This window comes from Gracilibacillus sp. D59, assembly GCF_052246695.1.
In the GTDB taxonomy this organism is placed as follows: domain Bacteria; phylum Bacillota; class Bacilli; order Bacillales; family Amphibacillaceae; genus Gracilibacillus.
This window is the reverse complement of the sequence record NZ_JBQQCK010000002.1, coordinates 409,772-431,139: the sequence shown is the minus strand read 5'-3', so window position 1 is coordinate 431,139 and position 21,368 is coordinate 409,772. Positions and strand designations below refer to the sequence as shown.

Below are 21,368 nucleotides of genomic sequence, written 5' to 3'. Positions count from 1 at the left end.
AAAATATTATTTATCGATTGTTTTAAATGATAATTATACTAATATACTATTTGTAGGAGCGAAATCCATTCCCCGAAATACTCCTCCCCCCATTCTTATATTCACTTTAAGTACCTAATATAGTAATATAATAATAGTGTGATATTACTCGAAATCGAGATAAAGTGAGACTATGATCAGGGAGTTAGCGTCTGTTATCCCTAAACTTACCCTTGTATTACTTGAAGCATCAAGAGAAGGTCTTACAGACGGTTAGCACCGTGATAAATGAAAGATACAGAGCAAAGAGAGGGAGTAAAATGAGCATAGAGAAAAAACCTAGTAGATGGGTGCAAAGTCTTTTATTATCAGCTATTCGACTCCATTTAAATAGAATTACTACGTTCAAAGTTACCCAGAATGATACGAAAGATTTACAGCCTCCCTATTTAATCGTCAGCAATCATGTCAACAATTGGGATCCACTATATATTAATCTATTTGTCGATGAACCAATCTCTTTTATCGCTGGTGAACCATTGTTTCGTAACCCTTTATTAAAAAAAATATTGGAATATACCGGCGCCATCCGCAAAACAAAATTCAAAAGTGATACAAGTACCATTCGCAATGTAATGAAAGCTAAAAAGCACAATCGAGTCATTGGCTTGTTTCCTGAAGGGAACCGCAACTGGGACGGGGTAACAGAACCGATTATTTATTCAACCGCTAAACTAGTGAAGCTTTTAAAAATTCCTGTTGTAGCAGTACAAATAAAAGGTGGCCACTTAACACATCCGAGATGGGGTGACGGTGACAGAAAAGGCACAATCGAAATTAGCTTACAAAAAATCTGGGATGGCGAGGATGTAACAGACTTATCCGTTTCAGCTATCCATCACCAGCTAAGCGAATCCTTACATCACGATGAAATGAACTGGCAAATGGACAAAGGTTATAGCTATCGCGGCAAAAATATTGCTCACTATTTAGAAAGGTTGCTATTCACCTGCCCTTCATGCCACAAAATCAGCCATATGCGTTCTGATCATGATACATTTCGATGTGACAACTGTGACTACCAAGTCCAATTTACCGAACAAGGATTTTTTCATTCCGATGATACCCTTTATTTTGATACACCTTACAAATGGAAACAGTGGCAACAACATCACCTTAATCAACTAGTTGCAACAGCAGACAACCTTCCTGAAATCGAGGATCAGATCGAGCTCTATCAGTCCCGTGGGCAACAGCCTTTCGAAAAAGTTATGAAAGGTACAATCCTATTAAAGCGGGAGCAAATCAGTATTAACGCTCGTAATGGTCGCAACCAATCGTTTCCTTTTGAACAGATGGAAGGAATCAACATTCATTTTCACCATAAGCTCGACTTCTTTATTGAAGACACGTTATATCGAGTGATTTTCACAAACCCAAGAGCATCTGCTTATATGTGGCTTCAATTGATTCAAAGATTAAAAGCAAGCACTGTTGTAAAGGAGCAATTATCATGACAGATACTTGGATTTTTGTAATGGAATTTATTTATATCTCCATTATTTTAGCTGCAGCTACTGTACTTAAAACACGAATTCCGTTTTTAAATAAGATCATTATTCCCACTTCCATGATTGCAGGTTTTCTCGGATTACTAGTTGGCACTGAATTTTTAGCTATCATACCTTTTAATCAAGATATGCTAGGTAATCTTGTCTATCACTTTATGGCGGTAGGATTTATCGCTCTTTCTCTCAAAGAACGGAACATGGAAAATAGTCCCGCCATTATGAATGCAGGAATGTTGATTGTCTCTGGTTATGTCATTCAAGGTATTGTTGGTTTCGGTCTATTTTTATTTTTAGTCCAGACTTTTTATCCAGACTTTTTCCCAGGGATTGGCCTTTTACTACCTCTTGGTTTTGGTCAAGGTCCCGGACAGGCATATTCAATTGGAACCCAATGGGAAGAACTAGGTGTAATGGGTGGCGGTAATCTTGGACTGACCATTGCCGGCATTGGCTTTATTTGGGCTACTGTAATTGGCATTATTATCATGAATCTATTAGCCAAAAGATTTTCCTTTCAATCTAAGGATAAGCCAATGAAAGAAAATACTAAATTGGTAGAAGAAATCGAGCCTGATGAAATTCCATTAGGAGATGCCATTGACAAACTAACGTTCCAAATTGCTTTAATAGGTACGATTTATTTTATAACATATCTTACCATCTATGGCGTAAACGACCTACTTCAACCAATTGGTGCATTTGGTGAAACATTAGGTCAGCTACTGATTGGTTTTCATTTTATTATCGGTAGCTTGTATGCCGTCCTTTTCCGGATTATTTTAAATAAACTAAAAGATAAAGGCATTAAACTCGAACACACACCGAATAATTATTTGTTACAGCGAATTGCCGGATTCTCATTTGATTATATGATCGCAGCTGCTATTACAGCAATTTCGATATATGCTTTACAAGATTACTTAATTCCAGTATTAATTATCACAACTGTTGGCGGACTAGTGACGATTCTGTTCTTTATATGGATTATTCCAAAAGTGTTCCCTGCTGATGCTTTACCAAACATCTTAGGCTTTTACGGGATGCAAACAGGAACCATTTCAACTGGAATGGCATTGGTCAAAGCGGTAGACCCAAAATTCAAATCCAACACAACAGATAATCTTGTAATGGGTAGTGGTACTGCTTTATTATTTGGCTTTCCTTTATTGTTAATCTTAAATATTCCAGTTGTTGGTTATGTGCAAGATCAACCAGTCATGTATCTTTATACGATGTTAGCTCTAGTCCTTTACTTTGCTGCATTATTATTCGGATTGTTATGGCGTGTCAGAAAAAGGTAACGTAGATCATTTATAGGCGCAAATTTTGATGATTTTATCAAAAAGGTTCATATTTCGTAGCTTATAATGTAGGATGGAAGGTAAAGTGAGACTTCCATGAATTTTCCATGTATTGATATAGAGTATTGTAGAAGATTGTTTACCTTGATAAAGTGATCAGTGGGGGTCTTACTGACGTGACGGTTAGCACCGTGATAAACAAATTAGGAGGTAATTTCCCATGTTTAAAAAATTAGCAAGTGATGCGTTAGGTTTAAGTGACATTGGAAAAATCATTGCTCCGGAGGACTTTGATAAGACAGAATCGGATGAATATGTTCTACATGAAGAAGGAGAGCGAATCCACTTTTTGATCAAATCAAAATCAGATGAATACTGCTTTACCAATCGTGCCTTAATACATCTTGATGGAGAAAAAGCATCTAGTAGTAAACGAAATATTTTTCGGTATGATTATTACCTATACCCTATTAAAAATGTATCGGTTGAAACAGCTGGTACGATCGACTTAGATTTGGAAATTAAATTTTCACTTGGAGGCCAGCCTATTTCTGTTGATATCGATAAAAAAGAAGGCGAAGCTATTGCAGATCTGTATAAATCCTTAGTAACCATTTCACATATCCAAGATGAGAACGAAAGAATGAAAGAATTCGCAAAAGATAGTCTGCAAGCCTCTCAATCTCTGTTTACCGATAATAGGTTCCATGAAGGCAATCTATCAACAGAATTCGAACAAGCAACTAAATTTGCCTTCGATTGGTTTAATTCCACCTATAATAACAACACAAGAAAAGACTTCAGCGAAATTTTTGACAAATATATTCAAAACTAGATCATACGTTTTAAATCGTATGGAAAGGTGCTTCTCCTTGGATATTAATATCCAAGGAAGAGGCGTTCTTATCCTAGGAACAGCAGTATTTCCAAGGAAGGCGGGTTCACACTTCCCAGGAGCATAATATTTGCCCTCTCAACAAAAACTACAACTGTTAATAATCCCCACTGTTTAGCACTTTCTAATGATAGTTTTACCGCCTAAAAGTATGTCGTGTACTCCAAATCGTGCCCCTTCTAAAAACAGATCATTCGCTTCTTTTCTATCATTCTTTTATAATAGTGTAAACGCTTAATAATAGGAGGTTGTATACAGTGCAATATCGTCAATTAGGAAAAACCGGTCTGAAAGTAAGCGAAATTAGTTTAGGTAGCTGGCTTACATATGGTGGCTATGTCGAGGAACGAAATGCCGAAGCTTCTATTGATAAAGCTTATGACCTCGGGATTAACTTTTTTGATACAGCAAATGTCTATATGCGTGGAGAAGCAGAAAAAATTGTAGGTAAAGCATTGAGAAAGTACCCACGCAGCTCCTATGTTCTTGCTACAAAGGTATTCGGAAAAATGGGTGATGGCCCTAATGATCAAGGTCTTTCCCGCAAACATATTATGGAGCAGTGCGATGCCAGTTTGCAGCGGTTAGGACTCGATTACGTCGATATTTATTATTGCCACCGTTACCATCCGGATACACCATTAGAGGAAACGTTGCGTGCATTGGATGACCTTGTACGTCAAGGAAAAGTGTTATACATCGGTGTCAGTGAATGGACAGCCGAGCAAATGACAGAAGCCGTTCACCTTGCTGACAAAAAGTTGTTAGATCGCATTGTTGTCAACCAGCCAAATTACAGTATGCTTCAACGCTATATCGAGAAAGAAGTCATCCCTGTCAGCGAGAAGCACGGCATTGGACAGGTTGTCTTCTCCCCTCTTGCCCAAGGTGTACTTACAGGAAAATATAAAAAAGGAGAAGCCATTCCTGAAGATAGTCGTGCTGCTCAAAAAAACTTGGACTTATCACGTGTGTTGACAGAGGAAAACTTAGAACGTGTCGACGCATTAAAAGGGATTGCTGCTAACGAAAACTTGTCATTAGCGCAATTAGCAATCGCCTGGATCTTACGTCAAGACAATGTATCTAGTGCCCTTATTGGTGCAAGTAAACCCGAACAAATTGAAGAAAATGCTAAAGCCTCTGGCGTCACTCTCTCTAAAGAAACCATTGCGAAAGTGGAAGATATATTACAACAGTAATAATGCCCATACCGAGTAACAAACCTAGTTACTTGGTATTATTTTTTACATTTTTTACAAAAAACCATTGACTTTTCCATTCTATATGTATACTATGGTAGTAACCGAACATAATGGAATTCTTATCCAGAGAGGTGGAGGGGCAGGCCCTGTGAATCCTCGGCAACAGGTTAGTTAGAGTAACACTGTGCCAAATCCTGCGGGACAGCATAAGCTGTACCGAAAGATAAGAAGGAATGATAACACATTGCTTACCTTCTTATCAAACTGATAGGAAGGTTTTTTAATGAGGAGGAAGCAACAAATGCTGACTTATGAAAATTTTTATGACAGCCCGTTGAACAAGGAGACTCCTGACCAACAAGACCCAACTAAAGGAGCTTTGAAAATCCTAGAATGGGCTTATCAAACGTATGGTAAATCTTTAGTCTATGCTTGTAGTTTCGGAGCAGAAAGTATGGTTTTAATTGACCTGATTGCATCTGTCCAACCAGATGCGAGATTAGTATTTTTAGACACTGGCTTGCACTTTCAAGAAACATATGACCTAATTGATGAAGTCAAGGAACGTTATCCTTCATTAGATATCGTCATGCAGCAGCCTTCCCTCACTGTTGATGAACAACGAGAACAATATGGATCAGCATTATGGAGCAGAGATCCTGATCAATGCTGTTATATTAGAAAAGTAAAACCATTAGAAGATGCACTCAGTGGAGCAACGGCCTGGATTTCGGGATTAAGAAGAGCACAATCTCCAACAAGAGCCAACACCAACTTTATTAACAAGGATGACCGTTTCCAATCGATTAAAATTTGTCCATTAATTTATTGGTCATGGGATGATGTTTGGGAATATATTGAGCAACAGCAATTACCTTATAACAAGCTGCATGATCAAAACTATCCCAGCATTGGTTGTATTCCGTGTACGACGAAAGCTTCAGATGCTAATGACGAACGTTCAGGAAGATGGGCAAACTTTCAAAAAACGGAATGCGGATTACACGCTACCCCACAATCAACAAAGTAATCATTTTTTTATTGTCAAACACAAGTAAATCTATCGGAATAATTAAAAGAGGTGAATACGTTGACATTACAAGTGGTAAACAGTCCGTTTGATGAAAAGCAGACGGAAATATTAAATCAAATTTTACCAACATTGACAGATGCACAAAAAAATTGGCTTGCTGGTTATTTAGCCGCTTCCCAATCATCGCAAAACATTACAACAACTGAACCAGCAGCACCAGAAAAATTAGCAACCCGAACCGTAACTATTTTATACGGATCCGAGACAGGAAATAGTCAGGAACTGGCGGAACAACTTTCCAAGCAACTAAAGGATTTACAGAGAGACGTAACCATTTCAAGCATGGATGATTTCAAGCCTAAAAAACTAAAAGAAGTAGAGGATTTACTTATTATCACAGCGACCCATGGTGAAGGTGATCCACCTGACAATGCCATTCAATTTCATGAATTCTTACACAGTCGAAAAGCACCAAAACTTGAAAATGTTAACTTTTCCGTTTTGTCACTTGGTGATGAGTCCTATGAACACTTCTGTCAAACCGGTAAGGATTTTGATAAACGTTTGGAAGAATTGGGTGCTACCAGAATACACCCTCGTATTGACTGTGACGTTGATTATGAAGAGCTTGCTGAAGAATGGATAACAGAGGTACTTGCCATTTTGAAAAAAGATGCTGGAAATACTGCGAATACATCAGTCACCAGTCCAACTCCTGCAGAACAGCCAATTTATTCTAAGAGCAATCCTTATACCGCAGAAGTATTAGATAATATTATTCTGAGCGGCAAAGGATCTAATAAAGAAACAAGGCATATTGAAATCTCATTGGAGGGATCTAATCTCAGTTATGAACCTGGAGATTGTTTAGCTATTTATCCGAAAAATGATCCTGCCTTAGTCCAAGCGATTATCGAAGAACTTAAATGGAATCCAGAACAAACGATACCAATTAATAAACAAGGTGAAATTCGATCTGTCCAGGAAGCGTTAACTTCCATATTCGAAATCACGCGGCTAACAAAAGGCTTACTGGAAAAGGCAACCACTTATTTCGATAATAAAAAACTCCATGAATTAGTAACTGATGCTGACAAAGTAAAAGCATATATCGATGGTCGAGACCTATTAGATTTGATTATCGACTATCCGCCAAAACAACTGGATCCAACATCAATTATGCACGTATTAAGAAAAATACCGGCCAGACAATACTCGATTTCCAGCAGCTATCAAGCAAATCCTGATGAGGTTCATTTAACGCTGGCAACTGTAAGATATCATACACATGGTCGTGATCGAAGTGGCGTATGCACAGGAGAAATTGCTGATAGAATTAAACCAGGTGATCAGATCAATGCCTATGTACACAAAAATCCGAACTTCAAATTTCCATTTGATGAAGAAACACCAGTCATCATGATTGGACCCGGAACTGGTGTAGCTCCGTTTAGAGGCTATATCGAAGAACGCGAAGAACTTGAATTAAAAGGAAAAACATGGCTCTTCTTTGGTGACCAGCATTTCCGCACTGACTTTTTGTATCAAGTTGATTGGCAAAATTGGTTAAAGCAAGGATACTTAGCCAAAATGGATGTTGCTTTCTCTAGAGATAGTGAACAAAAGGTGTATGTGCAGCATCGCATGCAAGAAAGAGCTAAAGAACTATTCGAATGGATCGAAGCTGGTGCACACCTTTATGTTTGTGGTGATGAAAAACGGATGGCAAAGGATGTTCACGAAGCTTTAATCACGATCATTAGTCAAGAAGGCAAACTTAGCAAAGAGGCCGCAATAGAGTATATCAATAAATTAAAACAGGAAAAGAGATATCAACGTGATGTGTATTAAGGGGGAACAAAAATGGTAAACGATCCAAATAAACTAGACCCGATGGAAAAGCTAAAAGAGGAAAGCCGTTTTTTACGAGGAACGATTCAGGAAGGGCTACAAGACCCGATTACCGCATCGATATCAGATGATGATACAAAACTGCTGAAATTCCATGGAAGTTATCAGCAGGATGACCGTGACATCCGCGATGAACGAAGAAGACAAAAGCTAGAGCCTGCCTATCAATTTATGCTTCGCGTCGCCATTCCTGGAGGTGTCGCAACACCAAAACAATGGCTTGCTGTGGATGACCTGGCACAAAAATATGGTGATCAGACGATTAAATTAACTACACGCCAAGCTTTTCAACTACATGGAATATTAAAATGGAACTTGAAAGATACGATTAAAACAATCAATGAAGCATTAATGACAACGATAGCTGCATGTGGAGATGTCAATCGTAACGTCATGTGTAATCCTAACCCATATCAATCTGACATTCATCAAGAAATTCAAGATTGGGCCAAAAAAATTAGTGATCACCTTTCACCCAAAACAGGTGCCTATCATGAAATATGGTTAGATCAGGAGAAAATTATTGATTCTAAAGAGGAAGAAGAGCCGATTTATGGCAAAACGTATTTACCAAGAAAATTTAAAATTGGAATTGCGGCACCACCTTCTAATGATGTAGATGTTTTTTCTCAAGATCTCGGATTCATTGCGATTGTGCAAGACAATCAAGTCAAAGGCTTTAATGTCGTAGTTGGCGGTGGTATGGGCTCGACACATGGTAATACGAATACCTATCCACAACTTGGAAAAATTATTGGCTATTGTGATAAACAAGATGTGATAGATGTTGCCGAAAAGATCGTGACGATTCAACGAGATTATGGCAATCGATCTGATCGCAAGAATGCTAGATTTAAATATACGATCGATCGCCATGGCCTTGACTGGTTGAAACAAGAGCTTACTGATCGTCTCAGTTGGGAACTTGAGGAAGCGAAGGACTATCATTTTGATCATAATGGTGACAGATATGGCTGGATCAAAGGAAGCAACAGATGGCATCTAACCCTTTTTGTTGAAAATGGTAGAGTAAAAGATGCTGATGAATATAAGTTGATGACAGCTCTTCGGGAGATTGCCAATATTCATACTGGTGATTTCCGCTTAACTCCCAACCAGAATCTAGTCATCGCTAATGTTACAGCACAGAAAAAGAAAAAAATTAACGAAATCCTCGACATGTATGGGATTACAGAAGGGAAACAATATTCCGGTTTACGTCGAAATTCAATTGCTTGTGTAGCAATGCCTACTTGTGGTTTAGCAATGGCCGAATCTGAACGTTATTTACCTTCACTTATCGATAAAATTGAAGGTCTCTTAGCAGCGGAAGGTATAAAGGACGAAGAGATAGTGATCCGGATGTCAGGATGTCCAAACGGTTGTTCACGTCCAGCTTTAGCTGAGATCGCCTTTATTGGAAAAGCTCCTGGGAAATACAATCTATATCTTGGTGGAAGTTTTATTGGTGACCGATTAAATCAGCTTTACCGAGAAAATATTGGAGAAGAAGAGATTCTAGCAACCTTGAAAGAAATTTTTAATGACTATGCGAACAATCGTTTAGATAAAGAACATTTTGGAGATTTTGTCGTCCGTAAAGGTTATGTAGATGAAGTGTATGACGGGCAAAATTTCCATCGTGACACGAAAGGAGTTTTATAATGGTAGCGACAACAGAACAAATAAAAGAAACGATCGAAGCTCATGGAGGCACTTTAATCAATCGTGAAATACATGGTGCAGAACGAGAAAAATTATTAAAAGAGGCGGAAGCTTTTAAAACATTAACAATCAATGCATGGACTATTTCAGACCTGGAGCTGATTGGCATCGGTGGATTTAGCCCTCTCACCGGTTTCCTCGGTGAAAAAGACTATCTAGAAGTAGTCGAAAATTTACATCTGGCAGATGGTACGGTTTGGAGTATTCCTATTACATTAGCCGTTACAGAAGCGGAAGCAGACAACTTAGATATTGGTGAAAAGATCGCACTCTACGGCGAAGATGGTATTCTTTATGGGACACTAGATTTAGAGGAAAAGTACAGCTATGACAAAGAGAAAGAAGCACAATTTGTTTATGGTACAACGGAAGATGCCCATCCTGGAGTCAAAAAGCTGTATGAAAAGGGAAATGTCTATTTAGCTGGACCTATTAACTTATTAAACCGTCCAACACACGATCAATTTAAAGACTTCCATCTGGATCCTTCAGAAACGAGACAGCTTTTTCAAGATTTAGGCTGGAAAACGGTAGTTGGTTTTCAAACAAGAAACCCTGTCCATCGTGCTCATGAGTATATTCAAAAATCCGCACTAGAATCTGTTGACGGTCTTTTACTGAATCCTTTAGTAGGTGAAACGAAATCCGATGATATCCCAGCAGATATTCGGATGGAAAGCTATCAGGTCATTTTAAAACATTATTATCCGAAAGATCGAACACGTCTTGTTATTTATCCTGCAGCAATGCGTTATGCAGGTCCACGTGAAGCCATTTTACACGCTATCGTCCGTAAGAATTATGGCTGTACTCATTTCATAGTCGGTCGTGATCATGCAGGTGTCGGTGATTATTATGGTACGTATGAAGCGCAGGAATTAATTTCACAATATGAAGCAGAGCTTGGCATTCAAATATTTAAATTCGAGCATGCTTTCTTTTGTCAAAAATGCGAGAACATGGCCACACAAAAGACATGTCCGCATGATAAATCAGAACATGTCCATTTAAGTGGAACAAAAGTAAGAGAAAAGCTTCGCAATGGTGAAGCATTACCACGGCAATTTTCAAGACCAGAAGTAGCTGAAGTTTTAATTAAAGGATTACAAAGGGGTTCAAACGCATGACACAAACCAATAACAACATCGTATGGCATGATTCTGTTGTAACAAAACAGGATCGAATCAAACAAAATGACCATCAAAGTCCGGTATTATGGTTCACCGGGCTTTCAGGCTCAGGTAAATCTACGATTACAGTAGAACTAGAAAAAGCACTGTTTGAAAGAGGGATTCGTTGCTATCGATTAGATGGTGATAATATCCGTCACGGACTAAATAATAATTTAGGATTTAGCCCAGAGGACCGCAAAGAAAATATTAGAAGGATTGGAGAGGTATCAAAACTATTAAATGATGCTGGTCTAATCACGCTCACTGCTTTTATTTCGCCATATCGTGAAGACCGTGATAATGTCAGAAACCTTTTAAACGAAGGGGATTTTATTGAAGTATATGTGAAATGCAGCTTGAAAAGCTGTGAAGCTCGCGATCCAAAAGGACTTTACCAAAAGGCACGAGCAGGTGAGATTAAAGGATTTACCGGTATTGATGCACCATATGAAGAGCCAGAAAATCCAGAGTTAGTGATTGATACGGAAAATAGCACAGTGGAAGAAGTAGTAGCAGAAATTTTGGATTTCTTAAAAGATCAACAATATATTTAAGTCGCTTCCATTTTATAATCCGGACAGTGACCCGACTGTTTCTTCAAATTCAAAATAAAACAAACTGCGAATTTTTGGCACTATGTGGACTTTGTGCTCAGTTTGATAAAAAGGACAGTTAAGCTTTATCTCAACTGTCCTTTTTGGTTGTTTTGATTTTATTAATGCTGTCTTGGTCAAATGACTCCTGATACGATCCGTTCAACCGGACACCTCTCCCGAAGTGATATTCTTCTGCTTTAATATACGGGTGTAAGGATGTGAAATTTTCTGCGTTTAAGCCTGAACCAGGTATAATAACAGGTCCATTGGTTTTTCTTGATTGTTCAACAAGCATTTTGAGTTCATCTTTTCCCGCCACACCATCTTCTTTCCCACCTGATGTTAAGATCCGTTCAATGTTACCAGAATAACGCACCAAACTTTGATAAGCTTCCATTACATCACGCGAATTATCAAAAGCACGGTGAAATGTAAAACGAGCATGTGGAAAGGTTGCAATTATTTCATCCAGTAACTGCTCATCTACGGTACCATCTTTATTTAATGCACCGAAAACAAAATTACTGGAACCAATTGCTAGCATCTTTTTTATCATTTGCTTTATCACTTCAACATCCTGTTCAGAATAACAAAAGCTTTTAGAATGTGGGCGAATCATGACTTGAACTGGAAGCGAAACGTGTTCAAGTATTTCTTTTACGATGCGAACATTCGGTGTCAGTCCACCTTGTTCTATTGAAGATACTAACTCAAGGCGATCCACACCAGCTTTTTCTGCTTCTAATGCATCCCATACGTTTTGTACAATTGCCTCCATTAACATTCTATTCAACTTCTTTCTTTACGAGTTCTGTTAATAACCGGACACCAAAACCGCTAGCACCTTCTACATAATAACCGCTAATTTCGAATGGTTTCACTGTATTAGCCATGTCAATATGATACCACTTAACATCTTTTTCAATAAAGGAATGAAGAAATGAAGCTGCAGTTATTGCTCCACCAAATGGTGTACTAGTAACATTTTTGATATCAGCAGTTTCGCTTTTTAAGAGACCTTTATATTCTTTTACCATAGGCATTGGCCATATATGATCTCCAGTCTCCTGACTAATCCGCTCATATTCCGTAAGGCTTTCTAGCTTATTACTAAACAACCCAGCCACCTTTAACCCTAAGGCATGACCTATTGAGCCAGTCAATGTTGCTATATCAGCAATCCAATCTGCTCCTTGATTTTGAGCATACAACAATCCATCAGCTAAAATCAATCGTCCTTCAGCATCCGTATTACCAACTTCTACCGTCATACCATTTTGATAGGTAATAATATCTGATGGTAAATAAGATGTTCTACTAGGTATATTTTCAACTAATGGGATAATAGCGGTCAAATGAACTGGTAATTCCATACTTTCTATTAATTTCATGGCTCCTGCAACAGCTGCAGATCCACCCATGTCCATCTTCATATCAACAATATCATTCGCTTGTTTCAAATTGATTCCACCTGCATCAAACGTTACTCCTTTTCCAACTAACGCCATCTTATTTTTTCCTTGATTATGATAAGTTAGAAGTGCCACTCTCGGGGTATCATTACTACCTTTTCCAACATGATAAGTTGCATGAAAACCATGATCGCATATATCTTCTTCGTGAAGAATTGTTACATCAATCATAGTATCTTGGAAAATATTAATTAATTTTTGTCCGTATGTAGCAGGAGTTAAGTTACTTGCCGGTTCATTACATAAATCCCTTGCAATACAAACTGCTTCTGTCACCTTTGAAGCCTCTTCTTCTAGCTCTCTGTAATCTTCCTCATAAAATAAATCGATATCTAAGCTCTGTGAATCTGATTTATAGTGCTCAAATCGATAACCTGCTAAATACCACCCTTCAAAAAAGGCCTTAATCGTATCTTCCGCTGGCAAAGAACTGATATAATTAGAAAGTGATTCTAACGAGACCTCTAATTTATTGATTCGATATTCTTCTACTTTTTTTCTTAGATTTCCGGCCATTACTTTTATCGATTCATGTGAATGCACTTCATCGTTAAGGCTTACTAAAAATACTGCTTGGCTGCCCTCATATACAAAATGAATCGAAGCAAAATGCTCAATACTTTGTAGAAACGGATACGATGCAATATCTTTCTCTCCACAAATGAAATTTACGTTAGCTTGCATGATCAAACCTCATTTCTATATTTGATAACGCACATCTCATGACCATCTAATTTATCTACATGAAATTGAATATAGCTTCCTTCTTGTGTGAATGAGATTTCTTTACCTGAAAATATACCTGTTACGGTAGCTGCTTTTTTATTATCTACCCACACATTAAGAGTGATATTATACAAAGGGATCCGCTCCTCAATTGTATAAAGGTCAACTGATTTTTTCTCTGTTATATAATGCAACAAATGAATAGCATCAATGTTTTTATGGTGATTTCGTTGAATAGTTGCTAATAAGCTGGTCGGACCATTATGGGTAATCAATTTTTCATCTAATAAAATTTCTATTGCATCTTTCAGCATTTGTTTACACCACATTGGTGCTTTTTGCCGATAAAGATGAAAGATCGGATGAGAAAAATAAATGACATTTTCTAACTTGGTGACAGCTGGGTGTCCTACTTCTTTTGAAGATGGAGCATGTTGATGTGAGCAGAATGTTTTGCCTTCACGGTTAAAATAAGGTTTGACCGTATCCATTAATATATCTGCTCGTGTCGCCTCGATGAATGAACTAGTACTATACATAACATATTCTTCCTTATTTAACTGCTTACCAATCTGCTCATTTGGTAAAACAAATTCTCGATCATAAGGGGAATCTCCAAACCATTTCACTCCTAATATCGCAATTTCTTCTTGCTTTTGTTTTGTCAATGAACGGTATGAAGCGATAATTTTACCACCATTTTTTTGATACTGCTTTAACTTTTCCTCTAATTCCTCCCTATACTTGATTTGGTCTGGCAAAATAATTAAACGATAATCATCGAAATTCATCTTGCTATCGATAATATCAAATTGATAAGTTAATTCTTGTAGCATTCTTACGGTTCCTATCACAGAAGGAGTTATACCCGGAGTACCAGTTTCTTCAGGTGTGAGTACTGCGATTTCTGATAAGTTCACTGCTCCTTTACAATATGGTTCCATCTTCGCCACTTTTTCAAAAACTGATCCAATTAATTTGTAGGAACCAGTTGATAATTGCCCATTTGGGTGCAATTGATCTCCAATTGATATCCCTGCACCTGAAGCAAACATTTGCAAACATTCAAATTCTAATGCTGCTTGATTTTTAAAGGAGTGAAAATCTCCCCAATAGGTATGGAATTTACCTGTCATCCCAATAATATCTTTCCTTAAATTACGTGCATACCGGACAGTTGACGGAAAGTGATCATACCCCCATCCACCGCTTGGAAGAGACTCTATCTCTAAATGGGTATAGTCATCTAAACTAGCTTTTATTTTCGGACCAATATGTGAACTGTTATAAAAAACACCTGCCTCAGGTATTCGTTGATGTACAAAACTAGTAATCTCATGCCTAAATTCATGAAGCATGGTAGATGCGTACTTCATCCGCTCAGCTTTTTGTTTAACATTATAACCTCTAGACTTCATTTGCTTGATACAACGGTCACAATGACAATCTACTTCAAATAAGATATCGAAAAAAAATCCATCTATATTTGTTTTACCAACAACTTGTATTATATCTGCCAGGTGTTCTTTAAAAAATTGCCGATAGCCACTGTTCAAACAAATTGAATAGTAAAAATGTGGTTCCGGTACTTCCTGCGTATTCATATAATTTCCTTCACCATCAATACACAGCCATTCTGGATGTGCTCTTGCAATATATCCATCCCATTGTACGGTTGTATAGATAGGCACTTTAATACCTTGTTCATGACATGCTTCTATTTGATCTAATAACAAGTTTTTATTTTGTAATTGAGGATGGATTAAATCAGGTCTACTTTCTGATGGATAATACAACCAACCATGATGACACCGAGCGAAACATGTAATAGAATCAACATATGATTCCTTTAATGTTTTTGCAAATTCCTGTTTATCAAATTGATTAGCGACTTCTGGAATAAATTCGCTTGTATGAAAATCTAAATGAACTTGCCTGTAACTTAGGTTACTCACACTCTTACCCTCCAAACGAGATGCCGTAATAATTCATTCACACGTGTACCTCCGTATGACCTGCTATTTTCCCACTGTCATTGGTTATCTTTGAATCTTTTAAAGCATATAAACGATCAATCGTTTCTTTATTATGATATGGCAGCTTCTCCAATATTTTTGCTACAAGTAGCGGCCAAAGATGTTCTGTCCCACTTAATACTTTTATGGCAATACTGATTTTTTCTTTCTTTAAAGCTAGACAATAAACACCTTGAGCACCACCTTTTGCGATAATATTGGGATCCTCTAAAAGAACAGAACAAATAAATTGATGGGATGCAACAATGTTTGGAAAACTATTCATTATTTGGGTTATTTGATCAACAGCCTCACACAATGACTTATTACTAATCATAGAAGTATCTGCAAATTTCAAATAAGAGATTGCCATGTTGCGGAGCGGAATGGCATGTACAGGTGCCCCACATCCATCTAAACCTGTTATGATTTTATCTCTTGGAGTTTCTGATAATAGAGATACATAATCCAAAATTTCCTGCTGAATGGGATGAGACATTTCATGGTAATCATCCATGCTAAGTCCTTTTTCCTTCGTATAAGATAAAAATCCTAAATGTTTGCCTGCACAGTTATGCAGTAATTTTCTTCTTGGTTTATGAGATGCAATATATTTTTCTTTTGGTGCTACGTTTAATGGATAACTTTGATTACACACTAGTCGTTTTTCTTCTATACCCAACTTGCCAGCTAAACTTAATAATGCTTTTTCGTGATAATCTTCTCCCCTTTGTGATGCAGTGAAAAGAGCTGCTTCCTCTCCTGTCAGCTGATATTTATTTATTACATTACTAGAGAATACAGGTATGGCTTGGAGTGGTTTCATAGCTGAACGATAATAGAAAGGTTGGGTTATATCACCTTTCTCAAAAACTATTTTCTTGTTTTTATCTATTACACAAACAACACCTTGATGGATATTTTCTACGTTCCCATTTCTAAACTCTTTTGCAATAACAGGAAAATCCATATTTGTATCCCTTCTTTACCTTTTAAGTCACTATAGCGGAGAAGCTGGGACAAATGTGAGTATTTTAGTCAAAGATAGATCCTAAAAGATGATTCCATTATTAACGAAGTAGTTCGGATTTAACTTTCCGGGCATCTTGATAAATGCTTCACTCACTCTGATAAATTTTATTAGTTCGCAGTTGTTATCTACTTTGAAAAAGTAAAATGCTGTATTTCCTACTCTGGATCATTCGTCTTGATCATGGAAATTTTAAATTTTGCCCCAGCTTCTTTCCTATGCTATGCTACTGCACGATATAATCATACATGGATGAAACGTTGACATTTGTAATCTCTTGCGTCTTGGTAAATTGCATATTTCCGCGTAATGAATCCGTAAATGCAATAAATTTTTTGATCCCTGGAATCAAGGAGAAGTTATTATCTTCGAAAAAGCCGTCTTTATCTACTTCCAGCCAGACATTCATTGCAAATGATTGACTTTCTAATTCAATACCGCCATCAACATACGCAAGTTGAATCTGAGGATCTTGCAATACAAGTTCTTTCGGTTTTACCATTACATGCTCCACACTATCAATCACGTTTTCATTTACCGTTAATTGGGCAAATAATACAACATTGTTACTCTTCTCTTCTGCGATTCCTAACGATTGGATATCTGTTTCATAGATTATCATGGAAGTATTTTGTCTCACAAAGACAGCTTTTGTTTCTTGATAGATTGGTTGACCGTTTAAATCATAAATATGTAGCGACAGTTGTGCTTCTTGATCCTGTAATTGATCTGATACCACATAAACTGATAGGCTATCGTCCTTTTGATCTGCTATTATTGCAGTTGTTTTAAAGCGATTTTTGATAACATACTGTAACGCTTTCCATCTGCCGTAATAGTCCATACTCGACCATGAAGCAACTGGCCAACAATCATTCAATTGCCAATATAACGTTCCCATACAATACGGCATATTTAACCGATGTGCTTCTACTGCTACTTTGATCGCATCTGCTTGCAAAATATGACTAAGATGCAGAAAAGACGAAAAATCCTTCGGTTCTTTATAGTACATTTCCATATAATTCTTAATCAGGCGATTTCCTGCACCATTTTTCTGATGATGTAACATAACATCTGATTCTAGTGCTAATTCCTCTTCTTTTGCATAGGTTAGGACTGTCTTTTTCTCTGGGAAAGACTGAAACCCATATTCACTCATAAAACGTCCAACTTTTTCTTTATAGGCTTCAATCGGTTTTAACCCATGCCAAACATCCCAATAGTGAATATCACCTTTTTCCACCGTATCAAACGTTGCATGCTGATTCTTATCATGCGATATCTCCCTCATGGGAGAGCTTGGCCAATAATCCGTATTCGGGTCATATTTTTCCACAATAGATGGCAATAGATGATGAAAAACTTCATCGTACGCCTTCCAGATTTTTTTACGTTGTGGTGCATTATATCGTTGCTTCCAGCCCCAGCCAGCTTCTTCTTCATACTGGGACCAGGCAGCATCCATTTCATTATTCCCACACCAAAGTGCTATACATGCGTAATTTCGTAACCGTTTCACATTATCGATTGCTTCTTTTTTTACGCTATTCAGAAAAGCAGAATCGCCCGGATACATACTACATGCAAACATAAAGTCTTGCCAAACTAGTATCCCGTACTCATCGCATAATTCATAAAACATATCATATTCATAAATTCCACCGCCCCATACACGAAGCATATTCATATTGGAAGCTGCTGCTGTGGCGATTTCATGCTCATATTCGGCTCTTGTTGTCCTCGTTTGAAAACTATCATTCGGAATATGATTTGCCCCTTTTACAAATACAGGGACACCATTTAATTCAAAATAGAAACTTTGACCACGTTGATCATCTTCTCTTACAAAACGAATGGATCGAAGACCTGTTTTTACAACGCTTGTATGCTTCATGCTTTCATTTAACTTTAAATCTGCTTGAATACGATATAAATATGGTTTACCTAAACCATTGCTCCACCATAATTGAGGATTTTCAATCACTATCGGAATCTCTATTACTTGGGAACCTTTTGCTAATTTACAAACCTTTCTTATATCCAAACCATGTTGGTCAGAAATAGCTATTTCTATTTCCATTTGATTTGTTGCTTCTATTTCTATGACCGCATTAATTTCTGCTTTTTCGGATGATACAGCTTGTTGTTGAATATGAAAATCCGTTAGCCTAGCATCAGACCATGCTTCCAGATAAACATCCTTCCAAATACCGCTTGTTACAAAGCGCGGTCCCCAGTCCCAACCATAATGATAGGGAGCCTTTCGAGCAAACACACTTAATTTTTTCTGACCAACTCCCCCATCTTCAGAATGATCATTATCGGCCGGGAGGTTATATCCCAATTGATCAGGCTTATCTATATCATGATTTATTGGTGAGTGGAAATATACGAGTAATTGATTCTCGCCAACCTTCAAGTATGATTTAACATCTACTTTCCAGCTTCTAAACATATTGTCTGCCTGTAGTACCTTCTCGCCGTTTACATATACATCTGCATATGTATCTAAACCTTCAAATACAAGCTCTACTCTTTCTTCTTGTAAACATTCTTTTGAAATTAAAATAGTAGTTTTATATTCCCAATCCTGCTTATCAACCCATTGCAAATTCAACTCATTTTTTCCTACAAAAGGATCTGGTATTATGTCATGTTTTAACAAATCGGTATGCACACAACTAGGAACTGTAGCTGATCTCCATTCATTTGCTCCTGCTGTCTTGAAATACCAATTTTGTATTGAGGTCTTTCTAACGTTATTCATTTGCATGCCTCCGTCTATTATCAATCAAAATGTACCTCTGTCTTTTCCTCACTTGATTTATATACACCCGTTAGGATCTTCATCATTTCTACACCATCTTCTACCGGCGCTATCGTTTCTTCTTCCCCTTTAACACAGTTAATAAAATGGTCGATTTCATTTTGAAAACCTTGTGCAAAATCAAATGTTAGATGATCGATTTGTGGAGTGCTGTTTAACATAATATTATTCTTCTCTGTAAAAATTTCTAATTGAGGCTCTATCTCTGCCCCGCCTTTATCACCATGTAAACTAACGTGTATTTCTTCTTTTTTGGCATGTAGTGAAAAGCTAACATCTACCATTAGAGAAGCACCATTTTCAAATCGAATAATCGCATTTGCTAAATCTTCCACGCTATTCTGTTTAGCATCGTAATCTGCTGCTTTATAAAAAGATTTATATACTATATTCGAACGATTGCCTAATTTATGATACGTGTTGCCACTTACTGATTTCACTTTCGGCTTGCCCATTAAATACCAGCAAAGGTCGATAACATGGACGCCAATATCAATTAACGGTCCGCCTCCAGACCGTTCCTTATCCGCAAACCAACCACCAGGATTTCCTAAAACTCGTAAACATGTAGCTTTGGAGAAATAGATATCGCCTAATTCACCATTATCAATAAAGCGCTTTAATACTTGTGTATTGGTACCAAACCGTCTAACATACCCTATTTGCAAAAACTGATCGGGATTATTTCGAACCGCTTCTTCTATCGCTAAAGCTTCTTCCACCGATTTACACAATGGCTTTTCAGTTAATATATCTTTCCCAGCATTTAAAGCAGCAATAGCGATTTCAGCATGTGTATTGTTCCACGTACAAATACTTACCGCATCTATTTCATTATTACTTAACATCTCTTGATAATCGGTATAATAATACGTTACACCTAATTCTTCAGCCGTTTGTTTCGCACGAGATTCATTCATATCACATACAGCAAACAACTCGGCATCTTGATTTTTTAAGTACCCTTGAATATGCATGTCAGAAATCGAACCTAAACCAACAATACCAACTCTTACTTTACTCATCGTTCAACCTCCTTATATTTGGTTCCAAATATTTCGAACATTTTTTAACGATATATCACTAGCTTTCTTACACTCTTCCATTCCTTCAAATTCAATCGATACATATCCATCATAGCCACTATCTTTAATTATTTTCAAAATACTCTTTAATTCAATATCTCCATGCCCTGTAATAGCGCCACGTAAATATTCTCCACCTGCTGAGGAAAACCAGCCTTCTCCAGGGTTATGCCATGATTGGGGACGGATATAGAAATCTTTTACATGCACCATCGTAGCATTGTCAATGCATTTCTTGACAGCTACTATTGGATTCTCATCTACACAAAGGAAGTTTCCCGTATCTAATGTGTGACCAAAATTAGAACGATTGACTCGAGAAACAATTAGGTTGATACGATCACTTGCTTGAATATAAAAACCGTGATTTTCGATACTTGTCACAATGTCGTATTGTTTAGCATAATCAGCAATTTCCTGGCACGCCTCAATAATTTTAGGCAGGTCGTTATCAAACTGTTCCATGCTAGCTTCTACTGGCGGCTTAAATGAAATATCATGTCTCATTCTTCGCACACCCAATTGATTGGCGATATCAACTTCCTGTTTTACTCGTTCCATTTCCGATTGAAACGCTTTCTCATCACCACTTAAAAAGTCCGCTCCAATTGCATAATTTGAAATGTCTACCCCTACTTCCTCAGCCTTACTTACTATGTCTGCAACTAATTGTGAATTATCTGTTAATGTATAACCGATCGGAACTATTTCAATATGCTCCCCACCTTGATCTTTTGTCCATTGAATTACATCTAATATCGACATTTCACCTTTAGCGATCGCATTTGCTAAACTGTATGAGCTCATCCCTAATTTCATTGT

At 37.4% G+C, this 21,368-nt stretch carries 16 protein-coding genes and 1 riboswitch; of the genes, 9 read left to right on the top strand and 7 right to left on the bottom strand.

Translation table 11 applies throughout. The features are described from left to right. Positions 1-299 precede the first annotated feature (299 nt). The 9 genes from ACTWP4_RS05265 (at position 300) to cysC (ending at position 11,346) form a co-directional block, all read left to right on the top strand. A complete protein-coding gene (locus ACTWP4_RS05265; protein WP_443127709.1) occupies positions 300-1,496 on the top strand; it encodes a lysophospholipid acyltransferase family protein in 1,197 nt (398 codons plus the stop codon). Further along, positions 1,493-2,851: an S-layer homology domain-containing protein gene (locus ACTWP4_RS05260; RefSeq protein ID WP_443127708.1), complete on the top strand. Its 1,359-nt coding sequence runs from the start codon at positions 1,493-1,495 to the stop codon at positions 2,849-2,851. Before ACTWP4_RS05265 ends, ACTWP4_RS05260 begins: the two co-directional genes overlap by 4 nt. A gap of 220 nt (positions 2,852-3,071) precedes the next feature. Then, positions 3,072-3,686 carry a PH domain-containing protein gene (locus ACTWP4_RS05255; RefSeq protein WP_443127707.1) on the top strand — a complete coding sequence of 205 codons (615 nt, stop codon included), beginning with the start codon at positions 3,072-3,074 and terminating at the stop codon, positions 3,684-3,686. 317 nt (positions 3,687-4,003) lie between these two features. Further along, entirely contained in the window at positions 4,004-4,948 is a 945-nt protein-coding gene (locus ACTWP4_RS05250; protein ID WP_443127706.1) for an aldo/keto reductase family protein, read from the top strand. A 119-nt stretch (positions 4,949-5,067) separates the two neighbouring features. Further along, a riboswitch (SAM riboswitch) is annotated at positions 5,068-5,181 on the top strand. Positions 5,182-5,252: 71 nt separating this feature from the next. Next, positions 5,253-5,981, top strand: a complete 729-nt coding sequence (locus tag ACTWP4_RS05245; RefSeq protein WP_443127705.1) for a phosphoadenylyl-sulfate reductase — start codon at positions 5,253-5,255, stop codon at positions 5,979-5,981. Between the two features lie 60 nt (positions 5,982-6,041). Then, positions 6,042-7,835, top strand: a complete 1,794-nt coding sequence (locus ACTWP4_RS05240) for an assimilatory sulfite reductase (NADPH) flavoprotein subunit (RefSeq protein ID WP_443127704.1) — start codon at positions 6,042-6,044, stop codon at positions 7,833-7,835. Positions 7,836-7,847: 12 nt separating this feature from the next. After that, positions 7,848-9,560: an assimilatory sulfite reductase (NADPH) hemoprotein subunit gene (cysI, locus tag ACTWP4_RS05235; RefSeq protein ID WP_443127703.1), complete on the top strand. Its 1,713-nt coding sequence runs from the start codon at positions 7,848-7,850 to the stop codon at positions 9,558-9,560. Further along, positions 9,560-10,747, top strand: a complete 1,188-nt coding sequence (sat, locus tag ACTWP4_RS05230; protein WP_443127702.1) for a sulfate adenylyltransferase — start codon at positions 9,560-9,562, stop codon at positions 10,745-10,747. Before cysI ends, sat begins: the two co-directional genes overlap by 1 nt. Next, positions 10,744-11,346: an adenylyl-sulfate kinase gene (gene cysC, locus ACTWP4_RS05225; RefSeq protein WP_443127701.1), complete on the top strand. Its 603-nt coding sequence runs from the start codon at positions 10,744-10,746 to the stop codon at positions 11,344-11,346. Before sat ends, cysC begins: the two co-directional genes overlap by 4 nt. A gap of 130 nt (positions 11,347-11,476) precedes the next feature. Here the strand turns inward: cysC and ACTWP4_RS05220 are convergent, their stop codons facing one another. The 7 genes from ACTWP4_RS05220 to ACTWP4_RS05190 form a co-directional block, all read right to left on the bottom strand. Then, entirely contained in the window at positions 11,477-12,172 is a 696-nt protein-coding gene (locus ACTWP4_RS05220) for a copper homeostasis protein CutC (protein WP_443127700.1), read from the bottom strand. A gap of 1 nt (position 12,173) precedes the next feature. Beyond that, entirely contained in the window at positions 12,174-13,544 is a 1,371-nt protein-coding gene (locus ACTWP4_RS05215) for a leucyl aminopeptidase family protein (protein ID WP_443127699.1), read from the bottom strand. A gap of 2 nt (positions 13,545-13,546) precedes the next feature. Continuing rightward, the gene (locus ACTWP4_RS05210; RefSeq protein WP_443127698.1) at positions 13,547-15,541 is read right to left on the bottom strand and encodes an alpha-amylase family protein; all 1,995 of its coding nucleotides are present in this window, start codon (positions 15,539-15,541) and stop codon (positions 13,547-13,549) included. Positions 15,542-15,578: 37 nt separating this feature from the next. Next, positions 15,579-16,571: an asparaginase gene (locus tag ACTWP4_RS05205; protein ID WP_443127697.1), complete on the bottom strand. Its 993-nt coding sequence runs from the start codon at positions 16,569-16,571 to the stop codon at positions 15,579-15,581. A 286-nt stretch (positions 16,572-16,857) separates the two neighbouring features. Then, entirely contained in the window at positions 16,858-19,401 is a 2,544-nt protein-coding gene (locus tag ACTWP4_RS05200) for a beta-mannosidase (protein ID WP_443127696.1), read from the bottom strand. 20 nt (positions 19,402-19,421) lie between these two features. Then, positions 19,422-20,486: a Gfo/Idh/MocA family protein gene (locus ACTWP4_RS05195; protein ID WP_443127695.1), complete on the bottom strand. Its 1,065-nt coding sequence runs from the start codon at positions 20,484-20,486 to the stop codon at positions 19,422-19,424. 12 nt (positions 20,487-20,498) lie between these two features. After that, positions 20,499-21,365: a sugar phosphate isomerase/epimerase family protein gene (locus ACTWP4_RS05190; RefSeq protein ID WP_443127694.1), complete on the bottom strand. Its 867-nt coding sequence runs from the start codon at positions 21,363-21,365 to the stop codon at positions 20,499-20,501. Positions 21,366-21,368 lie beyond the last annotated feature (3 nt).